The organism is Vibrio ichthyoenteri ATCC 700023, from assembly GCF_000222605.1.
GTDB lineage: Bacteria > Pseudomonadota > Gammaproteobacteria > Enterobacterales > Vibrionaceae > Vibrio > Vibrio ichthyoenteri.
The window spans coordinates 26,511-51,344 of the sequence record NZ_AFWF01000005.1; the positions used below are offsets into that span (position 1 = coordinate 26,511).

General features: G+C 45.4%; 23 protein-coding genes. 15 read left to right on the forward strand and 8 right to left on the reverse strand.

The window, feature by feature from the left end; all coding sequences use genetic code 11:
* Positions 1-3: 3 nt before the first annotated feature.
* The gene (locus RH85_RS00850; protein WP_006710279.1) at positions 4-765 is read left to right on the forward strand and encodes an MlaA family lipoprotein; all 762 of its coding nucleotides are present in this window, start codon (positions 4-6) and stop codon (positions 763-765) included.
* A gap of 94 nt (positions 766-859) precedes the next feature.
* Here RH85_RS00850 and RH85_RS00855 read toward each other — a convergent pair whose 3' ends face one another.
* The 4 genes from RH85_RS00855 to RH85_RS00870 form a co-directional block, all read right to left on the reverse strand.
* Positions 860-2,164, reverse strand: coding sequence for an outer membrane protein transport protein (locus RH85_RS00855; RefSeq protein ID WP_006710280.1), 1,305 nt, complete (start codon positions 2,162-2,164; stop codon positions 860-862).
* 344 nt (positions 2,165-2,508) lie between these two features.
* Positions 2,509-3,831 carry an outer membrane protein transport protein gene (locus tag RH85_RS00860; protein ID WP_006710281.1) on the reverse strand — a complete coding sequence of 441 codons (1,323 nt, stop codon included), beginning with the start codon at positions 3,829-3,831 and terminating at the stop codon, positions 2,509-2,511.
* A gap of 271 nt (positions 3,832-4,102) precedes the next feature.
* The gene (locus RH85_RS00865; protein ID WP_006710282.1) at positions 4,103-4,834 is read right to left on the reverse strand and encodes a DUF3379 domain-containing protein; all 732 of its coding nucleotides are present in this window, start codon (positions 4,832-4,834) and stop codon (positions 4,103-4,105) included.
* The gene (locus tag RH85_RS00870) at positions 4,827-5,402 is read right to left on the reverse strand and encodes a sigma-70 family RNA polymerase sigma factor (protein ID WP_241210343.1); all 576 of its coding nucleotides are present in this window, start codon (positions 5,400-5,402) and stop codon (positions 4,827-4,829) included. The genes RH85_RS00865 and RH85_RS00870 overlap by 8 nt, the downstream gene beginning before the upstream one ends.
* 563 nt (positions 5,403-5,965) lie before the next feature.
* Here RH85_RS00870 and fadI point away from each other — a divergent pair.
* The 4 genes from fadI to RH85_RS00890 all read left to right on the forward strand — a co-directional run bounded on the left by fadI (position 5,966) and on the right by RH85_RS00890 (position 11,499).
* Positions 5,966-7,273, forward strand: coding sequence for an acetyl-CoA C-acyltransferase FadI (gene fadI / locus RH85_RS00875; RefSeq protein ID WP_006710284.1), 1,308 nt, complete (start codon positions 5,966-5,968; stop codon positions 7,271-7,273).
* Positions 7,273-9,387 carry a fatty acid oxidation complex subunit alpha FadJ gene (gene fadJ / locus RH85_RS00880; protein ID WP_006710285.1) on the forward strand — a complete coding sequence of 705 codons (2,115 nt, stop codon included), beginning with the start codon at positions 7,273-7,275 and terminating at the stop codon, positions 9,385-9,387. The genes fadI and fadJ overlap by 1 nt, the downstream gene beginning before the upstream one ends.
* Positions 9,388-9,597: 210 nt before the next feature.
* A complete protein-coding gene (gene trpB, locus RH85_RS00885; protein ID WP_006710286.1) occupies positions 9,598-10,821 on the forward strand; it encodes a tryptophan synthase subunit beta in 1,224 nt (407 codons plus the stop codon).
* 129 nt (positions 10,822-10,950) lie between these two features.
* Complete coding sequence (locus tag RH85_RS00890; RefSeq protein ID WP_006710287.1) at positions 10,951-11,499, forward strand: NAD(P)H nitroreductase; 549 nt, start codon at positions 10,951-10,953, stop codon at positions 11,497-11,499.
* A 79-nt stretch (positions 11,500-11,578) separates the two neighbouring features.
* Here the strand turns inward: RH85_RS00890 and RH85_RS00895 are convergent, their stop codons facing one another.
* Entirely contained in the window at positions 11,579-12,454 is an 876-nt protein-coding gene (locus RH85_RS00895) for a LysR family transcriptional regulator (RefSeq protein ID WP_006710289.1), read from the reverse strand.
* A 246-nt stretch (positions 12,455-12,700) separates the two neighbouring features.
* Between RH85_RS00895 and RH85_RS00900 the strand changes: the two genes are divergently transcribed.
* The 7 genes from RH85_RS00900 (at position 12,701) to recR (ending at position 18,698) form a co-directional block, all read left to right on the forward strand.
* Positions 12,701-13,807 carry a response regulator gene (locus tag RH85_RS00900; RefSeq protein ID WP_006710291.1) on the forward strand — a complete coding sequence of 369 codons (1,107 nt, stop codon included), beginning with the start codon at positions 12,701-12,703 and terminating at the stop codon, positions 13,805-13,807.
* A 351-nt stretch (positions 13,808-14,158) separates the two neighbouring features.
* Complete coding sequence (locus tag RH85_RS23585; RefSeq protein ID WP_005600211.1) at positions 14,159-14,293, forward strand: hypothetical protein; 135 nt, start codon at positions 14,159-14,161, stop codon at positions 14,291-14,293.
* 42 nt (positions 14,294-14,335) lie between these two features.
* Positions 14,336-14,701, forward strand: a complete 366-nt coding sequence (locus tag RH85_RS00910) for a YbaN family protein (protein WP_050799169.1) — start codon at positions 14,336-14,338, stop codon at positions 14,699-14,701.
* 150 nt (positions 14,702-14,851) lie between these two features.
* On the forward strand, positions 14,852-15,397 hold the full coding sequence (gene apt / locus RH85_RS00915) for an adenine phosphoribosyltransferase (RefSeq protein WP_005600209.1): 546 nt from the start codon (positions 14,852-14,854) through the stop codon (positions 15,395-15,397).
* Between the two features lie 12 nt (positions 15,398-15,409).
* A complete protein-coding gene (dnaX, locus tag RH85_RS00920) occupies positions 15,410-17,587 on the forward strand; it encodes a DNA polymerase III subunit gamma/tau (protein WP_006710300.1) in 2,178 nt (725 codons plus the stop codon).
* Between the two features lie 165 nt (positions 17,588-17,752).
* Complete coding sequence (locus RH85_RS00925) at positions 17,753-18,082, forward strand: YbaB/EbfC family nucleoid-associated protein (RefSeq protein WP_005600207.1); 330 nt, start codon at positions 17,753-17,755, stop codon at positions 18,080-18,082.
* 16 nt (positions 18,083-18,098) lie between these two features.
* On the forward strand, positions 18,099-18,698 hold the full coding sequence (gene recR, locus RH85_RS00930) for a recombination mediator RecR (protein WP_006710301.1): 600 nt from the start codon (positions 18,099-18,101) through the stop codon (positions 18,696-18,698).
* Here recR and RH85_RS00935 read toward each other — a convergent pair.
* The 3 genes from RH85_RS00935 to RH85_RS00945 form a co-directional block, all read right to left on the reverse strand.
* Positions 18,672-19,388 carry a hypothetical protein gene (locus RH85_RS00935; RefSeq protein WP_006710302.1) on the reverse strand — a complete coding sequence of 239 codons (717 nt, stop codon included), beginning with the start codon at positions 19,386-19,388 and terminating at the stop codon, positions 18,672-18,674. The genes recR and RH85_RS00935 overlap by 27 nt on opposite strands.
* A 9-nt stretch (positions 19,389-19,397) precedes the next feature.
* Positions 19,398-20,102 carry an aquaporin Z gene (gene aqpZ, locus RH85_RS00940; protein ID WP_006710303.1) on the reverse strand — a complete coding sequence of 235 codons (705 nt, stop codon included), beginning with the start codon at positions 20,100-20,102 and terminating at the stop codon, positions 19,398-19,400.
* Between the two features lie 180 nt (positions 20,103-20,282).
* Entirely contained in the window at positions 20,283-20,981 is a 699-nt protein-coding gene (locus tag RH85_RS00945; protein WP_006710304.1) for a GntR family transcriptional regulator, read from the reverse strand.
* Between the two features lie 411 nt (positions 20,982-21,392).
* Between RH85_RS00945 and RH85_RS00955 the strand changes: the two genes are divergently transcribed.
* The 3 genes from RH85_RS00955 to RH85_RS00965 all read left to right on the forward strand — a co-directional run bounded on the left by RH85_RS00955 (position 21,393) and on the right by RH85_RS00965 (position 24,817).
* The gene (locus RH85_RS00955) at positions 21,393-23,024 is read left to right on the forward strand and encodes an alpha-glucoside-specific PTS transporter subunit IIBC (protein WP_006710306.1); all 1,632 of its coding nucleotides are present in this window, start codon (positions 21,393-21,395) and stop codon (positions 23,022-23,024) included.
* A 112-nt stretch (positions 23,025-23,136) separates the two neighbouring features.
* A complete protein-coding gene (locus tag RH85_RS00960; protein WP_006710307.1) occupies positions 23,137-24,474 on the forward strand; it encodes a 6-phospho-alpha-glucosidase in 1,338 nt (445 codons plus the stop codon).
* A 55-nt stretch (positions 24,475-24,529) separates the two neighbouring features.
* Positions 24,530-24,817 (forward strand): SemiSWEET transporter, encoded by a 288-nt coding sequence (locus tag RH85_RS00965; RefSeq protein ID WP_006710308.1) that lies wholly within the window; start codon positions 24,530-24,532, stop codon positions 24,815-24,817.
* Positions 24,818-24,834: the final 17 nt, after the last annotated feature.

Here is a 24,834-nt window from a genome sequence, read left to right on the forward strand (position 1 = left end):
TCAATGAAGAGCCTTAAGCCTAAGGTATGGACATCGTTGCTTTCTGTTGCCTTGCTGGCAGGGTGCGCCACAGCGCCTGAAGAGCAAGCGTCATCAGCGTCTAATGTGAGCGACCCTATCGAAGGATTCAACCGCAGTATGTGGGCATTGAACTACGATTATCTCGATCCGTATCTCGTTCGCCCCGTTTCACTGACTTACGTCAACTACACTCCGCGCCCAGTGCGTATCGGTATCTCTAATTTCCTCAGTAACCTTGATGAGCCATCGAGCATGGTCAACAACTTACTTATGGGGAATGGCGGTAAAGCCCTTGACCACTTTAATCGATTTTGGATAAACAGCACTTTTGGTTTGTTGGGTTTAATTGATATCGCCTCTGATGCCGGTATTACCGATCACAATGAAAAAGCACTGGGTGACGCCATTGGTCACTGGGGCGTAGGTAATGGCCCTTATGTGATGGTGCCGGGTTATGGCCCTTGGACGGTACGAGAGACTGCCAGCTTTGCCGATAGTGCGTACTTACCGCTGTCACTACTGAATTTCTGGGCAGGGTTAGGTAAGTGGGCGTTTGAGGGGATGGAAACTCGAGCGGCATTGGTGACGCAAGAGTCGATGCTAGAAAACTCGCCAGATCCATATGCCTTGACACGTGAAGTCTATATTCAGCACCAAGACTTCAAAGCTGAGATCGAAACTCAGCAACAAGAGATCGATCACGATGAAGAGGCCTACCTCGACGAGTATCTCGACGATCTGTAGTTTGCTTTGTCTTTGTAGTTTAATTGATCAGCAATAAAAAAGGCTTGGGAATCCCAAGCCTTTCTTTTTAACTATCTAAAGCGTTTACGGCAAATTAGAACGTGTAGTTCGCTTGTACACCGATTAGCCAGATGCTGCCAGTCACTTCACCTTCGAAGCTGCCACCGAACGTATCCGCACCTACTAGTAGTTTAGGATCTGTCTCATGCATCTTAGCGTCTTTGGCCATGATGTAGGTAAAGCCCGCATCAAGAGACAGTTGCTCAGACCATTGGTAACCTGCACCAATACTTAGCCATAGACGGTCAGTCTCAGGGATGGTTGCGGTGCGGTGTTCTTCACTTACCGCAGAGGTATCGTAAGCCACACCCGTGCGCAATTGTAGCTTATTGTTGTATTGGTAAGTCGAACCGATTGCAAAGCGGTAGTTATCTTCCCAGTTCTCTTCTTTAATTAAGCTGGATTCTTCACCTGGGAAATCCGCTACCAATTTTTCGAAGCTACTCCAATCAGTCCAGTTAATGCTGGTATGTACAGCTACTTTTTCTGTGATTTGATGGAATGTTGCAATTTCAGCCGTTGCGGGCAGAGTAAGATCCATTGATCCACTCTTATGTGCTGTTGGATTTGTGCGATTAAAGCCTAAACCTTCCGCATGGCCAGTCAGAGTAAGGTTTACTTCAGATTTGTAGGTAAAGCCAATTCGGTTAGCCTCATTGATCTGCCAAACAGAACCTAGTTGCCAACCCCATGCTTTGTCATCGCCTTCCATGTACTTTAAATTGTCACCCGGCTTTGCATTGATAATAGGACCTAGATTTAAACCCCCATGCTCAGAAACTACTGCACCAAAGCTACCTTCTGCGATTACATAGCGAATACCACCACCGATGCTTACCGCTGGAGTCAACTGATATGCAGCATTTAGGTTGGCTTCTTTGGTAATGACACTTGCTTGGTTGCCGTGGTTCGCTGCAGCAAAATCTGCACCTAGGTCCGTTTCCATGCCGTAGTTAGTGCCTAGTGCAAAACCCAGCGCAAACTGGTCATTGTACTTGTGTGATAAGTAGAAGTTTGGAATTACCGCATCGTGAGCAAAATCATCAGAACGAGCTGAATATGGTGTGCCACGATGAGTCGAAGTGCCTTTGATATCAATATTCGGGTCAACATAAATAGCGCCAACAGAAACTTGAGTGCCTTCTAGTTGCATTAGCAATGCAGGGTTACGCCATTGTGAGCTCGCGTTGTCTGCCATTGCAGCTTCACCAGCGTATGCACGGCCAAGACCCGTCGCTGAGTATTCTGCAAGTTGGAAACCCGCTGCGTTTGCAGTTGTTGCCACTGACATTAGGCCACATGCTACGGCAAGTGATAGGAGAGACTTATTCGTTTTCATTGTTATGTTCGCTGAATATGTTTGGAATTCGTGGCAAGATGGTAGTTTTAGAGCATTTACTTTAAAAATAGAAAACAGTGTAAACAGTAAATTCAGGATAAAAAATAAATAAAACGAGCTTTTGCAGTGTAAAAAACCAGAAAAGTGGTTAGACCACTTGGTTTTTCAGCGAACGTTTGTGTTGTTAAATTTGTATTTTGTTGTACAAGTGTGCGCTTAATCAGAAGGTTTGAGTGTTCGCTGAAATGAGAGTCGTGCTTTGCGGAAGATCCAGAATGGTAGTTTTTAGCTAATAAAAAGGGCTGGAAAACCAGCCCTTGTATAGTGTATGTCAGCGTGAGCGATTAGAAGCTGCGGCTGTACTGCAGACCCACTAGGATTGCGTTAGCACGAGTTGTTGCAGATACATTTGAAATCTCAGCAGAGCCACCACCTAGAGCTGCAGGAAGCTCCGTGGACAGTGACTCATTAACTTGAACATCGTCGCCCATCAGGTAGGTAAAGCCAAAGTCGATGTTTGACGAAGTATCAATATGGTAAGTGAAACCAGTTGAGAACCATTGGCGATCGGAATCTGGTACTGAGATTGACGTCAGACTATCTTGTGCACTGGTGTCGTACATGTAACCAGCGCGTAGCGTCCAATCGTTGTTTAGGTAGTAAGTACCGCCAATCGCGTAGTGCCAACCATCTTGCCATTCATACGGTTTGTCGTAGCTTGTCCCAAGAGGGGAACCCTGAAGGTTATCAAACTCAATTTTGTCGAAAGCACTCCAACCAATATATTGGATTGAGTAATGCACCGCGAACTTAGTATCTTCAATTTTGTGGTAACCGGAGAATTCAGCGATATCTGGTAGAGGTAGGACAATTTTTTGACCTTTATCGTCTTCTGCTTCAAATTCTGGGCTGTAACGGTAAGATAAGCCAAAACGGTTATTTTCATCTAACTCAAATACCATACCCACGTTAAATCCAACCGCGAAGCCATCTGCTTTATCTACGTCGACGAAAGCAGTTCCCGCACTTGGAATCACGCCGGGTACGCCAGCTCCAAATGATTGGCTGGCTTCTCTTTTCATGGTTCCTTGACCATAAATTAGATCTAAGCCCGCACCAAAACTCCATTGCTCGTTAAGGCGGTATGAGCCTGCTAGGCCAAAGTTGAAGCTTTTAACGTCAGTTAAACCACCGTATTCACTAGCTACGTAATCGTTGGAGAATTCGGTTTTAGTACCAAAGTTCGAGTAGGCATTGACACCCCAAGCAAATTGGTCATTAACTGGCACGATAAGGTGAATATTGGGTGCTATAGACGTAGAACCGACATCATCAGTATCCGGCACATCTAGCACGCTTGGTTGACCGCCAACTAAAGTAGGAAGGTTGTTTGTGTACGTAGCATCTTTTACTTCGATCATCGTAGTGATGCTTTCAAAACCGAGCGACAGTTCCATTTTATCAAATAGAGCCATTGCTGCCGGGTTACGCGCCATTACTGATGCGTTATCAGCAATAACCGCGTCACCAGCAAATGCACGGCCAATGCCGGTTGCTGATTGTGCGTTAAGTTGGAAACCAGCAGCCAAAGCTTGCTGAGAGGCGAGAGTTGTTGTTGCGATCGTCACTGCTAACAGTGTCTTTTTAAACAGACGCGAGTTGTTCATTGTGCTTTTCCTTTTTAGTCGCCTCTATACGGGCGCTGTTTTTTGAGCAAATGCTCAGTTGGGGCTGATATTAGTCTGAAGTATAGAATATAGAAATCCGACCATTGTCTAATTTGATGATAAAATTGCGGAAATGATGGGTAATGGCAGGGAAAATGCTGTTAAAGTCGTCATTTTAGAGTTTTAACTCTAGTTTTATGCGGTTTTTTACCAAACGATAGGCAACTAAAGCCTGAACTGGGAGTTCAGGCTTTAGTTGCATCAAGTTGCCTTAAATTGGCATAGGTTTGATGATATTGATGATGCTTTTCGCGATAGTCGATACATCTTCGCCATCGTCACCGACCAAAATCAAACTGGCGTTACCGACCGGTTCTACCACGCCTGACATGCCCTCTTTGGTGAAATCATGCACGCTGCTGCTGGAAATGCCGGTGAGAAATAACGTCACTTTGCCATGTTCCCCTTGGAACACCATATGCAGCGCATTGGAATCCCCAAAGCCACAGTGGTTAAGATAGTAAACATGGTATGGGAACGATTGCTCTAATTGGCGATGAAAAGGCACCATCTTGGCGTTAATCTGTGCAGAACTGACCTGCTCATCCAAATGGGCCACAAAAGGCTTTTCGGCGATCACATGTTCTATGGCGGTATCCGCAAGACTGGCTTGAGCTGGCGTCACTAAGATATTGCCCCAATTGATTTGGCCAATCAGTAAACCGAAGGCAAACGCCACAGAGGCCGCCATTGCCATACTGCGTTTGATAAAGTTCGGCTTAATCACATTACTTTGCTGGCGTGAGCTTTGATTGAACAGGATGCGGTCAGCAAGATCATCTGGTACATCAACATTCATTGCTTTGGCGATTTGCGCATCCAGCTCATTGATGTCGTCTACAAACTTACTGTTGCCGTCACTAGAGCGTATTGCATCAATGATGTCGTTATTCCGATGTTTAGGATCGGACATAATTTGACGGCGAAATTCTAATTCATCCATTGTGCGCTCCTTTTTGTGTTTCTGCGGATTCCATCATCTCTGTGAGTTGGTTACGTGCTCTAAAAAGGCGTGTCATCACGGTATTTTTATTCAGCTCTAGTATTTGGCCAATTTCATCACCACTAAAGCCCCCCACCACTTGTAAAAACAGTGGTTCTCGATAATCGACTTCCAGTTTCATGATTTGGGCATGAATCCATTCGGATTGATGATGCGCATCGTCACTGACTTTCGCTTCATTACTGTGATCATCGATATCAACCAAGTCGAATTGTTTCCGTTCGAAGCGGCGAGCGTTTTCGCGGCGCAAAATGGTGATTAGCCATGACTTAGCGGCTTTCTCATCTTGCAGGCTATCAAGTGACTTCCATGCGCGGAGGCAGGTTTCTTGCACTAAATCTTCGGCAATGGTTGGATCTTTGCACAACCAATAGGCGTAACGATATAAGTCACGATGATAGGCGCGTACGAGCGCTTCATATTTTCTTTGTCTGTCCATATCAAAGTCGACCGGACGTTTCGGCTTTTTCTTCCCAAAAATTTCTAAAATTGCCACAAAAGCCTCCAAAACGGGGTTTGGGATTAAATCTCGAGGGTCTTCAAAGGGAAGTGACGGATAAAAATAGGCGGATCTGGGCTATTTAATGTCAATTAGCTGACTCTATAGTCAAAAATCGAATCAAAAATTGATCTAATTCAAAAACCATAACAACTCAGCGGTTATAGTACATCTTGTCATCTAGTTAGTGTTTCACTAACGAGTTGAGCAAGATGACACTTCCTTTTGAAGGCTGACTTTACTTTCTCCTAATCAGGAAACTGATTATTTTCAATTGGCGTGAGTTAATTGCTTTATACATTCCGACCACACAGCATTGTGTGGTTTTTTTTTGCCAAAATTTACTCACGTTCCGATTAGTTGCCATAAATATAGCCAAATTTTACTTGGCGACAACGCTTTATTTTCATTTAGTTAGCGATTCTATTGCTTTGTAAATCACGTTTATTCAAACAGATGTTTGATTGATTTAACAAACACATTACAATAATTCTGGTCAGACCTCTAAATGAACTAAAATGAGTCATAGATAAAATTCTCGTTTTGGTTGGCACTTATTGTAAGGAGAAACAATGGGTAAGCAGGAAGTAACGACTCGCAATGGCGAACGAGTCGCGATTGTTGCAGGGCTGCGCACGCCGTTTGCGCGTCAAAGCACCGAGTTTAGCCAAGTGCCTGCGATTGATTTGGGCAAGATGGTGGTGAGCGAAATGCTTGCTCGCACCGATATTGATGCCAAATTGATTGAGCAGGTCGTGTTTGGGCAAGTGGTGCAAATGCCTGAAGCGCCCAATATTGCACGAGAGATTGTGTTAGGCACGGGGATGTCGATTCATACCGATGCGTATAGCGTGACTCGCGCTTGTGCCACCAGCTTTCAAGCCGCAGTCAATGTAGCGGAAAGCATCATGGCGGGAACCATCGATGTTGGCATCGCTGGTGGTGCAGATTCTTCTTCAGTCCTGCCTATTGGAGTTTCCAAAGCCATGGCTGCGAATTTGCTGGCCTTAAGCAAAACCAAAACCATGACGCAAAAGCTGCATATTCTTAAATCCTTCTCGCTCAAAGATCTGATGCCAGTGCCGCCCGCGGTTGCGGAATACTCAACCGGACTCTCTATGGGACAAACGGCGGAACAAATGGCGAAAAGCCATGGTATTAGCCGTGCTGAACAAGATGCTTTGGCCCATCGTTCTCACACCCTCGCATCGCAAGCATGGCGAGAAGGCAAGATTGCCGGTGAGGTAATGAGTGCCTTTCCTGCTCCATATAAAAAGTGGCTGGCGGAAGACAACAACATTCGCCACGATTCTACCTTAGAGAGTTACGCCAAACTTAGACCGGCTTTTGATCGTCAGTACGGTAGTGTAACTGCTGCTAACAGCACACCGTTAACGGATGGCGCGGCAGCTATCATGTTAATGCGCGAAGGCAAAGCGAAGGAATTGGGCTTAGAGATCCTTGGCTATATTCGTTCTTACGCTTTCTCCGCGATTGGTGTTGAACAGGACATGTTGATGGGGCCGTCATTTGCCACTCCGCTTGTCCTTGATCGCGCTGGAATTACGTTGGCTGATTTGACCTTGATTGACATGCACGAGGCGTTTGCCGCTCAAGCATTATCTAATGTGAAAATGTTTGCTAGCGATAAATTTGCCCAACAGCAGCTCGGCCGTAGTAAGGCAATTGGTGAAATCGATATGGATAAATTTAACGTACTCGGAGGCTCCATCGCTTATGGTCACCCATTTGCCGCGACCGGCGCTCGTATGATGACGCAAACGCTGCGTGAGTTGAAACGACGTGGCGGCGGCTTGGCGTTAAATACTGCATGTGCAGCTGGTGGCTTGGGCGCAGCCATGATTTTGGAGGTTGAATAATGACGAATCTTAAAGCATTTAATCTCACCATTGATGAGCAGAACGTTGCTTGGCTATGTATTGATGTTCCCAACGAAAAAATGAACACACTTCAAGCGGCATTTGCTGAAGAAATGGAGCAAGTGTTCGCTGAACTTGAACAGCATAAAGGCGCTTTGCAAGGCTTGATTATTCATTCGGGTAAGCCGGATAATTTTGTCGCGGGTGCCGATGTTCGCATGCTTGATGCATGCCAAAATGCACAAGAAGCGCAAGCGCTTGCGGCTAAAGGACAGGAGATGTTCAATAAACTCTCCAGTCTTGCTTTTCCGGTGGTTGCCGCTATTCATGGCCCTTGTCTCGGTGGTGGATTGGAGCTTGCGTTAGCGTGTGATTATCGTGTTTGTAGTGACGATGACAAAACACGTATTGGTTTGCCGGAAGTGCAGCTTGGCTTATTGCCTGGCTCAGGTGGAACACAGCGTTTACCGCGCTTGATTGGCTTGTTGCCAGCGCTGGATATGATGTTAACCGGTAAGCAATTACGTGCGAAAAAAGCGCACAAGCTTGGCGTGGTTGATGCCTGTGTGCCGCTTAGTATCTTGCTCGACGTGGCGAAACAGTTGGTTGAAAAGAAAGATAAAGCTAAACACAAGGTGACGGCCAAAGAGAAACTCATGGCGCAAACGGGTTTTGGTCGCAAAGTCATTTTTGAACAGGCGGCAAAGAAAACGCAGCAAAAAACGCGTGGTAATTACCCAGCAACCGAGGCGATTCTGGCGGTCATTCGTCATGGCTTAGAGCATGGCTTGGAAAAAGGCTTAGCGTACGAGGCGGAGCGGTTCGGGGAGCTTGTTATGACTGACCAATCCAAAGCGTTACGTTCTATTTTCTTTGCGACCACCGAAATGAAAAAAGAGCATGGCAGTGACGCAAAACCTGTTCAAGTTAAAAGGGTAGCAGTGCTAGGTGGTGGCTTGATGGGCGCAGGTATTAGCCATGTTACGGTAGCGAAAGCTAAATTGCCGGCCCGTATTAAAGATGTCAGTAATGATGGGGTGTTAAACGCGCTCAACTACAACTTTAAACTGTTTGAAAAGCAACGTAAGCGCCGTATTTTGAGCAAAGCGCAACTGCAAGCCAAAATGCAGCAACTCTCGGGCGGTACGGATTTCGTCAGCTTTAATCATACCGATGTGGTGATTGAAGCGGTGTTTGAAGATTTAGCACTTAAGCAGCAGATGGTGGCAGAGGTAGAAACCAACGCGAAATCGAGCACCATCTTTGCTACTAATACCTCTTCACTGCCTATCCATCAAATCGCTGAACAAGCCGCACGTCCTGAAAATGTGATTGGTTTACACTACTTTAGCCCGGTAGAAAAAATGCCGCTGGTGGAGGTGATCCCGCATCATACGACCTCAGATGAAACCATTTCAACGGTGGTTGAGTTGGCGCGCAAGCAAGGAAAAACGCCGATTGTCGTGCAAGATAAAGCCGGTTTTTATGTCAATCGTATTTTGGCTCCCTATATGAATGAGGCGGCGAACATCTTGCTTACCGGTGAACCGATAGAACAGCTTGATGATGCGCTGCTGGATGCAGGGTTCCCTGTAGGGCCGATTACCTTATTGGATGAAGTGGGCGTTGATATTGGCGCTAAGATCATGCCGATTTTAGTCAGCGAGCTTGGACCTCGCTTCCAAGGTCCTGCGGTTTTTGACACGTTGCTCAATGACGGTAGAAAAGGACGTAAGAGTGGTAAGGGCTTCTACACCTATAAAGGCAAAGACAAACAAGTAGATAAGAGTGTCTATAAACTGCTGAACCTAACTCCAGAATCGAAGCTATCAGCAAAAGAGATCGCCATGCGCTGTATTCTGCCAATGCTTAATGAAGCGGTACGTTGTTTGGATGAAGGTATCATTCGTTCGCCAAGAGATGGCGATATTGGCGCGATCTTTGGTATTGGTTTTCCGCCGTTTTTAGGTGGGCCTTTCCGCTATATGGATCAAATAGGAGTGGTGAAACTGGTGGAAATCATGAACGAACATGCAGCCAAATACGGTGAACGTTTTGCGCCATGTGATGGATTGCTAACCAGAGCCAGCTTGAATAGTCGTTTTTATGACTAAAGACGTTCTGACACAGCAGCGTTGAAAATGTACAACCCAAAGCGAGCGTTATGCTCGCTTTTTTATCGCCACTTTTCGTCAAATCAACGGGTTAAGCTGTGGTGAAAAAATTTGTGAGTGGCTTAGCTATTGTGGCGCATTGCGTTTGTGGGAATATATCTTTATCCATATTATGGCTAGGTGTACTAGTTAAGTAGGACAAGGAGTCTCATGAAAAACACATTCAATTATTCGCTGCCTGATGCGCAAGGCTATTTTGGTGAATTTGGCGGAAGTTTTATTCCGGAAGAGTTACAGAAAGTGATGGACGATATCACCTCTGCTTACAATGAATGTCGTCAAGATCCTGAGTTTCAGTTAGAGCTTGCTCGTTTGTATAAGCATTTTGTTGGTCGCCCAAGTCCTATTTTTCATGCGCAAAATCTATCGAACAAATATGGTGTTGAGATCTATTTAAAGCGTGAAGATCTTAACCATACTGGTGCACATAAAATTAACCACTGTTTGGGTGAGGCGCTGCTGGCTAAAAAAATGGGCAAGAAAAAGCTCATCGCGGAAACTGGTGCCGGTCAGCACGGCGTGGCTCTTGCCACCGCAGCGGCGTTGGTGGGGCTAGAATGTGATATTTATATGGGTGAAGTAGATATTGCCAAAGAGCACCCTAATGTCGTCCGTATGCGAATCTTAGGGGCGAATGTCATTCCTGCAACACATGGGCGTAAAACGTTAAAAGAAGCTGTAGATGCGGCGTTTGAGGCCTATTTGACCGATCCAATCACACAACTGTATGCGATAGGTTCCGTTGTTGGTCCGCATCCATTTCCAATGATGGTGCGAGATTTCCAATCGATTATCGGAAATGAAGCTCGGGTGCAATTTCAAGAAATGACCGGCCAACTCCCTGACAATTTGGTGGCATGTGTGGGTGGTGGTTCTAATGCGATGGGGCTATTTAGTGCTTTTTTAGACGATGTGAATGTGGCCATTCATGGCGTAGAGCCAGCGGGCCGATCGCTCAGCGAAGAAGGGGAGCATGCGGCAACCTTAACGTTGGGGGAACCCGGTGTTATGCATGGCTTTAAATCTTATATGTTAAAAGATGGCCAAGGTGAGCCGCAGCAAGTGTACTCAGTAGCGAGTGGCCTTGATTATCCTGCCGTCGGTCCTCAACACAGCTATTTGAAAGACCTCGGCCGAGTCAATTATGGCACTGCCAATGATCAAGAAGCGATTGATGCCTTTTTTGAACTATCACGCCTAGAAGGGATTATTCCAGCGATTGAGTCGGCACATGCGGTTGCCTATGCCATTAAGCTGGCGAAGCAGGGCATCCAAGGTTCGATTCTACTTAATCTGTCAGGCCGCGGTGATAAAGATATCGACTTTGTAGTTGAAAACTATGGCAAAGATTACGGTATCGAATCCTTGATATGACCGATTGGATAGCGATAAAAATCGGGCTTGATGCTCGATTTTTTTATGCACAACTTTTACTCAGGAAATTGCAGAATCGGCTAGAACGCAGTTATGATGAAATAAAGTACAGTGACATAAAGGAATGCTATGGATGCTCTAGAATTACTGCTTAACCGACGTTCAATCGCTCGGCTTTCAGCGCCAGCGCCAGAAGGGAAGGCATTAGAGAACATTATTCGTGCCGGTTTGCGCGCGCCTGATCATGCCGGTTTGACGCCATGGCGCTTTGTCATTGCTCAAGGGACAGGGCTGCAAAAACTGGCTGATATTTTGGCCGCAGCGGCGAAAGCTGATAACAGTGACCAAGCGGTGATTGATAAAGCGAGTAACGCACCTTTTCGAGCGCCAATGGTGATCACTGTGATTGCTAAAGTAACAGAACACGAAAAAGTGCCAGCCTTTGAACAGCACTTATCTGCCGGTTGCGCCGCACAAGCGATGCAAATGGCCGCTGTCGCGCAAGGTTTTCAAGGTTTTTGGCGCTCAGGCAAGTGGATGTTTCATGATTCAGTACGCGATGCATTTGGTGTGAAGGGAGAGGACCAGATTGTCGGCTTTCTGTATTTAGGGACACCAGGTTGCACACCGATGAAAGCACCGGAACGCGATTTAGCCAAGTTTGTCGAGTTTCTCTAGTTCCCCGGTTATGGGTGAGATATACAGACCTGAATAGAAAAAGAGCTTGGCGACTAGCCAAGCTCTTTTATTGGAAGGCTTAGTGAATATTGTAAGCAATCACAAAATCGATAAATAGACGCACTTTCTCCGGTAGATGATCTTTATGATTATAAAGCATATAGATATCACGCGGGTTAGCGCTCCAATCTTTGAGTACCTGAATTAAGCTACCATCTTCGATGAACTCACGGATCATCACATCTGGCATCAGGGTAATACCAAGACCATCTGAACAAGCACTGCGAACCACATTGAGCGCATTGGCTTGGAAGCGACCATTATCATTGTTGATGACGGTCTCACCGCTTTCATTGATCAGTTGCCACTTCTTCAGTGGGTCACCTTTCAATAGCGAGTGGTTATGCAATTCTTCGGCATGAACTGGAGCGTGATGAGCGCGTAAATATTCAGGACTTGCAACGAGGATGTCTTTTACGGCACTGATTTTACGAGCGATTAAGCTTGAATCGCGTTGTGGACCCACTCGGAAAATAACATCCCACTCAGTAGGATCAAGTTGGTCGGCGTGATTACTGGTGTTCAACTCGATGCTGATATCAGGAAATTGCTGCATAAAGGCATTGAACATCGGCATCATCATGCGCTTGGTGAGGTTTGATGGAGATGAAATTCGAATTTTTCCCGCTGCGCCGCGACATTCGTCGGAAATCTCTTCGGTGACAAAAGACAAACGCTGTAACAAAGGTGAACATTCACCATAAAAGCGTTCGCCAGCTTCGGTGAGTGATAGCTTACGAGCGTGGCGGTTGAGCAAGCGTAAATTCAACGCATCTTCTAAAGCTTGAATGCGTCGCGTAATGGTTGCAACCGGAATCATGGTTTTTCGTGACGTTGCAGTGTAGCTCCCATTTTCGACAACCAGTCGAAACAGGTTTAGATCATCTAATTTCATCATCTGGACACATTTTTTTACGAATTGGGTTAATTTATATTGAACATCTCGTTTAAAGATTGAGGCACATCAACAAGTAATGCGATCTTTAGCATTTCATACATATTGTATGCAATAAAGTGAGAGTTCAGCATATTTGTATAAATATAGGTTCACGACTATTTTTAAGAAGTTCGATCATTCTACTTATAAATATAACAATAAGTCATAATTATTACGTTGTAAGAAGTTGTATGAGGCATTTCCATGCATAAGATATCAGAGGCTCAGGTCCTGCAATCCGGCCAGGCTGGAACTCAGAAAAAGCGTGTGTTACTCGTTGACGACGACCCTATTTTTCGTCGCATCACGACGTCCATACTTTGTGCGCAAGGCTACAAAGTATTGGAAGCGGAAGATGGGCTAGAGGGGTTGCGCCAGTTGAGTTCATTCGAGCCGGATTTAATTTTGTGTGATCTTGCGATGCCCGTATTGAACGGAATTGAATTCGTCGAAGAGGTGAGTTTAGAGTATCCCTCTTTACCTATTATCGTGGTCTCAGCAACAGAAGAGATGTCAGATGTCGCAAAGGCGCTGCGTTTCGGTATTAAAGATTTTCTCGCCAAGCCCATTAGCGATCCAACTAATTTGACTGACGCAATTGAGAACACCTTAGAAGATTCTGATAGTCACGTCGGTGATACGCGCGATTTTTCTAGCCAATGGTTCCGCGTTGATAGTGGTGATATGCCCGAAGAACAAGAACTTCATTGGCATTTGGGTCATCTTGAAGACAACCCAAGCTCAGCTAAAGATCTGCTACATGCTTTACTTCCTGAGAAAGATACCTCGCAAGGGGATTGGAAATGCAGTTACAGATTGCTGCAGTCTGCCGATATTATGCCGTTGGTGTTTGACTATGCATGGCTAATGAATGGCCAGTTTATGTTTTATTTGGTTGATTCAGATAGTGAATATGCTCATGGCGCGGCTAGTACACTGTTGGTGCGCGCACTATTCCATGACTATCTACGCAACTTGAAATCTTTTAATGCCGATTTAAAAGATCTTGCGGAGTTGCTGGAGAAGGGGATTCGTTGTACCGATTGTGCTATGCCGATTCGAGCCATATTTGGTGTCGCGGATGTTGCTGAAGGTACAATGCGTTTACTGCCCGCTGGCCTTGAAGCGACTTATCGTAGCGCTAATCAAAGTCATAAAATTGAAGCCGGTGTGCGTTTGGGTGATAAATGTGTCAAAAATTTCACCACGACAGAGCTCGATATTAACCAAGGTTGCTCCATCAGCTTGAGCCGCTTAGGGGCAAGTAGCTTTAGTTTGGATCTATCGAGAAAGTTGGTTAATAAATCGTAACCCGAACAACAATACCTACCATATTTTAAAGCAGCGTTTACGCTGCTTTTTGCTTTAGTCACTATATTTCTCTTTCTCTTTCCCTATCTACATCAGGCGCAAGCGATACCTAGCTAGCGAATAACCACAAAGTTAATCGGTGTTTGTCGCCATGACATTACGCTATAGTTGCAGTTAACAATAATGAAATATATTGGCAGCCATTTGTTAACCGTGACGTAATGGCGAGGTATGGTATCCAGTTAAGCCTCCAAACGACTCAGACGATCAAGAATTGTCGATGTAGTGCTATTTGGATGGACTTAGTGATGACGATATTGCAGTTTTCTTTTACAAAATAGAGTGTGAGCAATGGCAGACAAAGATTTTAAAGAACCTTATAATATTTACTACTTTCTTGGATTTATCGCAGTGCTTTTAATTCCTACGCTTCCAGCCACCTTGACTTGGATTCGTGTCTTTAATGGCTACGCGGTTTTCAATTAAATTTGGAGCAAAGCCATCGCTATTCGTCATTTTTTCTTAAACCTGATTGGTGGCTTAAGCTTGTGCCTAGGTATCTTAGGCATTTTCCTTCCTATCCTTCCTACTACTCCCTTTGTCTTGCTCGCAAGCGCCTGCTTCATGCGCAGCAGTCCGAGATTTCATCGCTGGCTAAGTGAGCATAAGACTTTTGGTCCGATTATTACCAATTGGCATCAATATCGAGCGGTTTCGCAAAAAGTAAAATGGCGCGGTGCATTGGTTATGATCGCCAGTTTTTCTTTTTCTATCTATATCGTCCCACACGATTGGCTAAAGATTGCACTGCTAATCATGCTGTTGGCTTTACTTAGCTGGTTTATTCGCTTACCTGTGATAGAGCACCTTGCTGATAAAGAAGAAAATCACTAAGATTGGCGGGAAGTGTGCCCACATTTTTTGGTGGGCGTTTGTTTTTTCACCCCTACGATTTTTATCTCGATAGCGGGCTGAAACAATCAATTTTCGCCCGCCGTAAGCTAAAATGATTACGATGGCGTAGCCAATTTTAAGTAAAGAGTTATGACGACTGAAACTATCTCATTGATCAAAGCGAGCATCAAAAGCATCGCTGATTACCCAAAACCAGGCATTCTATTTCGTGATGTAACCAGCCTTCTAGAAGACGCTCAAGCATATCAAGCAACCATTCAACTGCTGGTTGATAAATATAAAGACATGGGCTTCACCAAAGTGGTTGGTACAGAAGCGCGCGGATTCCTGTTTGGTGCACCATTGGCTCTAGAATTAGGCCTTGGTTTTGTTCCAGTACGTAAACCAGGTAAGTTGCCACGCGAAACGGTAGCGCAAACTTATGAGCTTGAGTACGGCACTGATACGCTTGAAATTCATGTTGATGCAATCAACGCTGGCGACAAGGTGTTAGTGGTTGACGACCTACTAGCAACTGGCGGCACGATTGAAGCCACAACAAAGCTAATTCGCCAACTTGGTGGTGAAGTTGAGCACGCAGCATTCGTTATCAACCTACCTGAAATTGGTGGTGATAAGCGTCTAGAAAAATTAGGCCTGAATATTTACAGCATCTGCGAGTTTGACGGTCACTAATCGGAACGGTTCATGAGTTATCTTGCCTTAGCGCGAAAATGGCGACCAACCAAGTTTAATGAAGTGGTTGGTCAAGCCCACGTATTAACAGCTTTAGAAAATGCTTTAGCACAAAATCGCTTACATCATGCTTACCTGTTTAGTGGTACGCGAGGTGTGGGGAAAACCACGATCGGTCGTTTATTTGCTAAAGGTTTAAACTGTGAAACCGGCATTACCGCAACACCTTGCGGTGAGTGCGATACTTGCCGAGAAATCGATGAAGGTCGTTTTGTTGATCTACTGGAAATCGATGCGGCTTCGCGTACCAAAGTAGAAGATACCCGTGAGTTGCTCGATAACGTGCAGTACAAGCCGGCACGTGGTCGATTCAAAGTTTATCTAATCGATGAAGTTCATATGCTCTCGCGTCACAGCTTTAACGCGTTGTTGAAAACGCTGGAAGAGCCGCCAGAGTATGTGAAATTCATCTTAGCGACGACCGATCCGCAAAAACTGCCAGTGACGATATTGTCACGTTGTTTGCAGTTCCACCTAAAGCCGATCAGTGTTGATGATATTCACCAACAGTTAGAGCATGTTCTTAACCAAGAAAAACTCGATTTTGAACAACGTGCGTTAGGATTAATTTCTCACGCAGCTGACGGCAGTATGCGTGATGCGCTGAGTTTAACTGACCAAGCTATCGCGCTGGGTAACGGTCAAGTTCAGGCGGAATTAGTTCGCCATATGTTGGGAACGCTCGATACCGATCAAGCTTTACATCTACTTGAAGCAATTAGCTCAAAGCAGCCGCAGCAAGCGATGGATAGTTTGAATCATCTGGCTCAAAATGGTGTGGAGTGGGATGGATTACTTAATCAACTTGCCGCTCAATTGCATCGTATAGCGTTATGTCAGGCGTTGCCATCAACCCTAGATAAAGCACAACCAGATGCGGAAAAAGTTGAGTTATTGGCTCGTGCGTTGTCGCCGCAAGATGTACAACTTTATTACCAAATTGCCTTGAAAGGCCGTCAAGACTTACCATTTTCACCTTCTGAACGGATTGGTTTAGAGATGGTGGTGCTGCGTATGATGGCGTTTCGACCTGCAGTGGCGACGGCAAATGTAATTTCAACTGAAGTGGCTCAAGTTTCGCCAGCGGCCTCACCAGTGCCGGCTCCACAAGCGCCAATTGCACCTCCGGCGGAGGTTCAGTCCTCAGTGGCACCGATGCAACCTACAGTTGCACCAAGTGTTCAACCAAGTACATCAGCGACACCAACGATGCCAGCGCAGCCAATGGCACCGCAATATAATGCGCCGCCTAGCTCTGATGCGATGCCGAATAATATGGCACCAGAGTATGACATGGCGCCACCGGAAGCGTATTACGACACGTATGATAACGCGCCCGCACCAATGAATACGACGCCTCAAGCGCCCGTTTCACAACCGGCACCTGACGCTCAAGCAGCACCAGCCGTTCGTCCTTCTTTGGGTGGTTTGCGACATCAGCTGCGTTCTCAGCGCTCTAGCTCGAGTAACCAAGGCGGTGACTCAAAAAAGGCTAGTGCGACATCTGCTACTAAAAAAGAATCGGTGCTTGATCGTGTTGCTCAAAAACACGCGGGCTCTGTGCAGGTGTCGTCGCTTGAAAATGGTTTACCTGCAGTTCCGGTAGAGGAACAAAAGGATGAAGCTTATCGGTGGAAGCCGACGTCGCCTCAAGAGCACAAGCAAGAGAAAAAAGAGCTAACGCCAACCCAAATCAAGCAGGCGTTAGAGCACGAAAAAACACCTGAGATGGTGCAAAAATTAGCGGATGAATCGATCGCCCAAAATGCATGGTCTGCACTGATTGCAAAACTGGCGACAGCTAAGTTAACAGAGCAATTAGCGTTGAATTCATACTATGAGAAGAACGACTCAACCATCTCGCTAACATTACGTCCTGAACAGGCGCATTTGAACACTGACCGAGCGCAAGCTGAGTTACTGGCGGCCTTGAATTTGGTATTGGGCGAAGAATGTCATCTCAGCGTAGAAATTGGTAGCAAAGGCCAAACGCCTTTGGAGCAGCGTGAAGCGCTCTATCAAGGGAAATTACAACAAGCATTTGACAGTTTAGAAGCTGATCCTCATGTACAATTTATTGAAGCACGTTTTGCGGCTGTGCTAGATAGCGACAGCGTAAGGCCGGTTTAGCGATATCAATTGGACGCGATGATTGGATAGCGCGTTTTTAAAATCTGTCGGCGTGGATTAGGGTTGAAGTTATTGCTTTTGACCCCATCTATGAAGGTAACCACAAGCTAATACTTTACCACCTAAATTTAGGCGGTATGAGTAAACATAATCAGAGAGATAACTATGTTTGGTAAAGGCGGTATGGGCAATCTGATGAAGCAAGCCCAGCAAATGCAAGATCGCATGCAAAAGCTTCAAGAAGAAATCGCAATCATGGAAGTGACTGGTGAATCAGGCGCAGGTCTAGTTAAAATCACCATCACTGGCAGCCACAGTGTTCGTCGAGTTGATATCGATGAAAGCCTGATGCAAGACGACAAAGAGATGCTTGAAGATCTAATCGCAGCTGCATTTAACGATGCCGCTCGTCGTGTTGAAGAAACTCAAAAAGAAAAAATGGCTCAAGTGACTGGCGGTATGCAACTACCACCAGGCATGAAAATGCCATTCTAATCGACAAGGTTAGTTAATGCGCACCAGTCATATGCTGGAGCAATTGATGGAGGCCTTACGTTGTCTACCTGGGGTTGGCCCCAAGTCGGCGCAGCGTATGGCCTTTCATTTGTTACAGCGAGATAGAAAAGGCGGTTTATTGCTGGCTGATTCACTGAGCCAGGCGATGACAGAAATCGGTCATTGTAATGAATGCCGCACTTTTACAGAGGAAGAAGTCTGCCATATTTGTACCAACCCTAAACGACAGGTGAATGGTCAAATGTGTGTAGTGGAAAGTCCTGCTGACATTGCCGCTGTCGAAGCCACAGGCCAGTTTTCTGGTCGTTACTTTGTTCTTATGGGACACCTTTCTCCGCTTGACGGAATTGGACCGAGTGACATTGGCTTAGACGTGCTGGATTACCGCTTACGTCGAGGTGACGTGAGTGAAGTGATTTTAGCCACAAACCCAACAGTAGAAGGGGAGGCGACAGCGCATTATATTGCTGAGCTTTGTCGTGAACATCAAGTGGATGCAAGCCGCATCGCCCATGGTGTCCCTGTTGGTGGTGAACTTGAGTTGGTTGATGGCACTACGCTATCCCACTCATTGCTTGGTCGACATAAAATCTAGTTTGTCCCTGATGATAAAAGCCGCTTTTAGCGGCTTTTTTGTTTTCAGAGCATGTGAAAGGCGATTAGAGAACGCTTCGCTTCGAGATACGGGAGTAGAGATTGAGGAGTCGAGATTTGAGAGTCGAGAAAATAGCAGAGATCCCCAACTCGTTCGTGCCTCGCTCTTGAGGATGACGGTAAAGCCCTGAATCGAAATTACGTCATTCCCGAAAGCGACGAAGGAGCGCAGTCGGGAATCTTTCTCTAGATGTTGTGTGGTCGAGATCCCCAACTCGCTCGTACCTTGATCTTGAGGGTGACGGTGAAAGCCCTGAATCGAAATTACGTCATTCCCGAAAGCGACGAAGGAGCGTAGTCGGGAATCTTTCTTTAGATGTTGTGTGGTCGAGATCCCCAACTCGCTCGTGCCTTGATCTTGAGGGTGACGGTGAAAGCCTTGAATCGAAATTACGTCATTCCCGAAAGCGACGAAGGATTTAGAGAACGCTTCGCTTGGAGAGTAAGGCTCTGGGAATCGAGATTTGAGAATCGAGAAAATAGCAGAGATCCCCAACTCGCTCGTGCCTTGATCTTGAGGGTGACGGTGAAAGCCCTGAATCGAAATTACGTCATTCCCGAAAGCGACGAAGGAGCGCAATCGGGAATCTCTCGAATCTAGCAGCGAAGCGTTCTTTAGAGCGAAGCTCATTCTCGAATCTCAGCTATTCTCGATCTCTTTCACTCCGGCAATCACTTTATACAGCAGCGCACCGATCACCGCGCCAATGATGGGAGCGACCCAAAATAGCCATAGCTGGCTGGTTGCCCAGTCACCCACATAGACGGCGACGCCGGTACTACGAGCAGGGTTGACGGAGGTGTTAGTGACAGGAATGGAGATTAAGTGAATCAGTGTTAGACAAAGACCAATAGCTAGGGGAGCAAAGCCTTGCGGCGCTCTTGAGTCGGTTGAACCCATAACAACCAACAAGAACATCATGGTCATGACCACTTCACATACCAAAGCGGCGGTTAATGAGTATTGTCCGGGAGAATGTTCGGCATAACCATTGGATGCAAGCCCCGAGGCTGTAACGTCAAACCCAGCTTGCCCGCTTGCGATGATGTACAGCACGCCGCCAGCCGCGATACCACCAATCACTTGTGCAATGATGTAAGGCACAACTTCTCTCGCCTCAAAACGGCCACCAACCCAAAGGCCAATGGTGATGGCTGGGTTCAAATGGCAGCCCGAAATATGACCGATTGCGTAGGCCATAGTGATAACGGTCAAACCAAATGCCAGTGCAACACCAACAAAACCGATACCTAATTCAGGAAAGCCTGCGGCAAGAACGGCACTACCACAGCCGCCTAAAACTAACCAAAATGTGCCAAAACCTTCGGCAAGTAATTTGTTCATAATCACAAGATCCTCTGTGAGAGTACTCGCTGAACATAGCCAAGAATGGGTGACTTTGCGTAATTTTAGTTGAAGAAAGGCGTAAATTAATCACTTGATAGCGGCAGAGCAAAGAGAGAATTTAGGGAGTCGCGTAGAGATATAATCGCATTGCTACTCCCTTGATTAGGGCTGGAAAATTTAACGTTTTAGGTAGTGTTTATAGGTTATGGTTTCAGGTTTTGAGACAATCTTGGTGTATTCAAAGATGCGACCATCCGTGAGCTTACCGACCGAAAGAACTTGGATTAGCGGCTTTCTCGGGCTGACACCGAGAATGTCACACATGTGTTTGTCGGGAATAATGGCTTCAAAATCTTGAAATGCGCCGTCAATTTCAAAGCCAAGATCTTGTTCAAGGTATTGGTACTTTGAGCCTTCCATCGACATGACGTTCATTTTTGGATACATCGACATTGGCATGTAAGAATCTTCGTAAACCGATGGGGCGTCATTGATCAACTTAAAGCGTCGAATAAAGTAGACCTTTTCACCTGGTGTGATTTCGAGAATTTCTGCCAGCTCATCGTCAGCATCCATTAGGGTAAATTCGCAAATCTTGTATTCGATCTTGGCACCAGTATCAATCAGATATTCACTGGTACTTTTTAGACTGAGCATTGAGCCGACCATGGTTTTGCCAATGATGGTGGAGCCTGCGCCTTGACGTTTCTCCACCATGCCTAATTTGACCAGCTCTTCAATGGCGTTACGAATGGTTATGCGGCTAACGGCGTAATGTGCCATCAACTCTTTTTCGGTGGGTAGCGTGTCGCCGATAGTAAATTCATTTGAATCGATGCGGCTTTTCAGCTCTTGCATAACTTTCTTATACAACATAATTAACCTCTCTGAACTCACTCTTATTGCTCACTGGTACGTTCACCATTGAGTGCGCCCACTGATACCAATCATTTCACTTAATTATTCATAACAACAAAGTACACGTTGCTATTTGCTTTATTCAAGCAAGCCCAAGGAACGGGTGATGATGACGCAAAATTAGCACTCAAAATAGAACAAATCAATGACCTTTTGTTGATCTTAGTCGAAATCATATTTTCTATTGCGAATAAAGGTTATCAATATGTCCTATTTGGTGAGCTAAATCCCATTAAACATCCTTAATTTGTACTCGATCACGATTTGCTTATTATGTATTTGTCCTATTGGTTTTTTATGAGTAATTTAAATCCTGTCGAAAGACGGAACACTCTGGAACATATTAATAACAAATTTAAGGACCCTGCCATGTTGAGTGCGATACAACGATTAGGCGGAGCAATGTTTACCCCAGTTTTGCTGTTTCCATTTGTAGGGATACTAGTGGGTTTAACCATTGTTCTTAAAAACCCGGTATTTGTTGGTGATCTTGCTGATAAAAACGGATTGTATTATCAAGTGTTACAAGTCATTGAAGAAGGTGGTTGGACTATCTTCCGCAACATGGCGCTTTTGTTCGCGGTTGGCTTACCAATCGGTCTTGCGAAAACAGCTCATGCACGAGCGGTGATGGTAGTGATGGTTTCATACCTAACTTTTAACTACTTCGTTGGTGCGATGGGGGGTTTTTGGGGCGAGTTCTTCAACGTGGACTTCTCTCAGCCGATTGGCGGTACTTCGGGTTTAACTGAAATTGCGGGCATTAAGACCATTGATACCGGTATTTTTGGCGCGATCATTATTTCAGGCTTAGTGACCTGGATTCATAACCGCACATTTGAGAAACAATTGCCTTCCTATTTGGGTATTTTCCAAGGCGCTTCTTATGTTGCAATGATCTCTTTCTTCGCCATGTTACCGGCGGCGTGGTTAACGCTATACGTATGGCCATCGATTCAACACGGCATCTTAGGTCTACAAACTTTCATGGTTGAATCAGGCTCGTTTGGTGTTTGGCTTTATACCTTCCTCGAGCGAATCCTTATACCAACTGGTTTACACCACTTTGTGTATGCGCCTTTTGTTTACGGCAATATTGCGACGCCAAACGGCATTGCAGTGGACTGGTTTACTAACCTTGAAGCTTTCACACAATCTGGCCAAGCGATGAAAGATCTGTTCCCTGCGGGTGGGTTTGCTCTGCACGGTAACTCAAAAATCTTTGGTTGTACTGGTATTGCTTTGGCGATGTACCACACGGCAAAACCGGAAAACCGTAAAAAAGTAGCAGCGCTACTCATCCCGGCAACGTTAACTGCGGTTTTAGTGGGTATTACGGAACCTCTTGAATTTACTTTTCTATTCATAGCGCCTTGGTTGTTTGCAATTCACGCTGTCCTTGCTGGTGCAATGGCAATGGTGATGTATAGCTTTGGTGTGGTTGGAAACATGGGTGGCGGCTTGATTGAATTTGCTACCGGTAACTGGATTCCTTTACTTGGTAATCACACCAGTATGGTTGTGGCGCAAATAGCGATAGGTCTTTGTTTTACCGTTATTTACTACTTCACCTTCAGATTCCTTATTGTGAAATTTGATGTGCCAATTGCTGGCCGCGGTGATGCTGAAATGAAGCTACATAACAAAGAAGATTTCAATAAAAAGCACGGTATTACTGGCAAAGGTCAACAAGGTACAAGCCCGTTACAAATTCAAGCGATTGAAACACTAGAAGGGTTAGGTGGTGTGGCAAACCTTGAAGATTTGAGCAACTGCGCGACCCGTTTACGAGTGACTGTTGTTGACCCAGACAAAGTTCAATCAGCGGAGTACTTCATGAGTACAGGTGCGGTGAACTTAGTGAAAAACGGCAAAGCGGTACAAGTGATTATCGGTCTGAGTGTCCCTCAGCTTCGAGAAGAATGTGAAAAGATCGTCAGTGCTTACAAAGAAGAACAAAAAGCATTGGCGGAAGAGCTAACACTCAGTACGGCAAACTAAAACAACGGTTATAGAGATACAACGGCTTAAAAAAATTTAGTAACACATATCAATATTCAAAACCAATTTATTCGGGCGGAAATAATCCCGCCTACCTTAAACGAGGCTTATTATGAAAACAGAATTCTCAGTAGTTATTGCAGGCGGCGGTTCAACTTTCACTCCTGGTATCGTGATGATGCTGCTTGAAAACCAAGATCGTTTTCCAATTCGTAAACTGAAGTTTTATGACAATTTTGCACAACGTCAGGAAACGATTGCAGAAGCATGTAAAATTCTTCTAAAAGAACGTGCACCGCATATTGAATTCTCATACACCACCGATCCGGAAGAAGCATTCACCGATATCGATTTCTGTATGGCTCACATTCGTGCAGGTTTGTACGCAATGCGTGAGCAAGATGAGAAAATTCCACTACGCCACGGTTGTGTCGGTCAAGAAACGTGTGGTGCGGGCGGTATGGCTTATGGTCTTCGTTCTATCCCAGCGGTTATCGAAATGATCGATTACATGGAAAAATACTCACCAAATGCTTGGATGCTTAACTACTCAAACCCAGCGGCAATTGTAGCTGAAGCTTGTCGCGTGATGCGTCCAAACTCAAAAGTGCTTAATATCTGTGATATGCCGATTGGTATCGAAACTCGCATCGCTGAAATTTTGGGTTACGAAGATCGTAAACAGTTCGACATCATGTACTACGGCTTGAACCACTTTGGCTGGTGGAAAGAGTTTAAAGATGCGAAAACGGGTGAAGATCTAATGCCACGCATTAAAGAGTACATCAAAGATAACGGTTACCTGCCACCAAGCGTGTTGAGTGGTGCTCAGCATACTGATGAATCATGGAAAGAAACCTTTATCAAAGTACGTGATGTGTATGCATTGGACCCAGAAACAATTCCAAACACATACCTAAAATACTACATGTACCCAGACTATGTGGTTGAGCACTCAAACAAAGAGTTCACTCGTGCTAATGAAGTGATGGAAGGCCGTGAGGCAGAAGTGTTTACTGAGTGCCATCGTATTATTGCCAACGGCACAGCCAGTGACACTACGATTGAAGTAGAAGAGCATGCATCGTACATCGTTGACCTAGCGACAGCGATTGCCTTCAATACTAAAGAGCGCATGCTGCTTATCGTGCCAAACAATGGCGCGATCAGTAACTTTGACCCAACGGCGATGGTTGAAATTCCATGTATCGTTGATAATACGGGGGCGAAGCCATTACAAATTGGTGAAATCCCTGAGTTCCAAAAAGGTATGATGAGCCAACAAGTGTCGGTTGAGAAATTGGTGGTTAAAGCCCACGTTGAAGGTTCTAAGCAACGTTTATGGCAAGCACTAACGCTATCGGCAACCATTCCAAGTGCAAGCGTAGCAAAAGATATTCTAGAAGACTTACTTGAAGCGAACAAAGATTTCTGGGTAGAAATGAAATAGTTTAATCGATGATCAATGCCCTGCATATGCGGGGCATTTTTATAGGTATAACATAATGATTGATGTCACTATTCTCGGCTACATCGCCGCTTTTTGTACCACTTGCTCCTTTGTTCCTCAAGTTCTGCATATTCTAAAAACGGGCGATACCGCTTCGATTTCACTGGCGATGTACAGTTGTTTTGTCCTGGGCGTATTTCTGTGGCTAATCTATGGTATTGCGATGCAGGATTGGCCAATTATTATCGCCAATGCGATAACCTTAATGTTGGCGAGCATGATTCTGTTGCTAAAAATCCGCGATGTTCTCAGAGCGCGGAAAACACCTCAATTAAGCGTCTAGTTAACGCGGTTATGTTC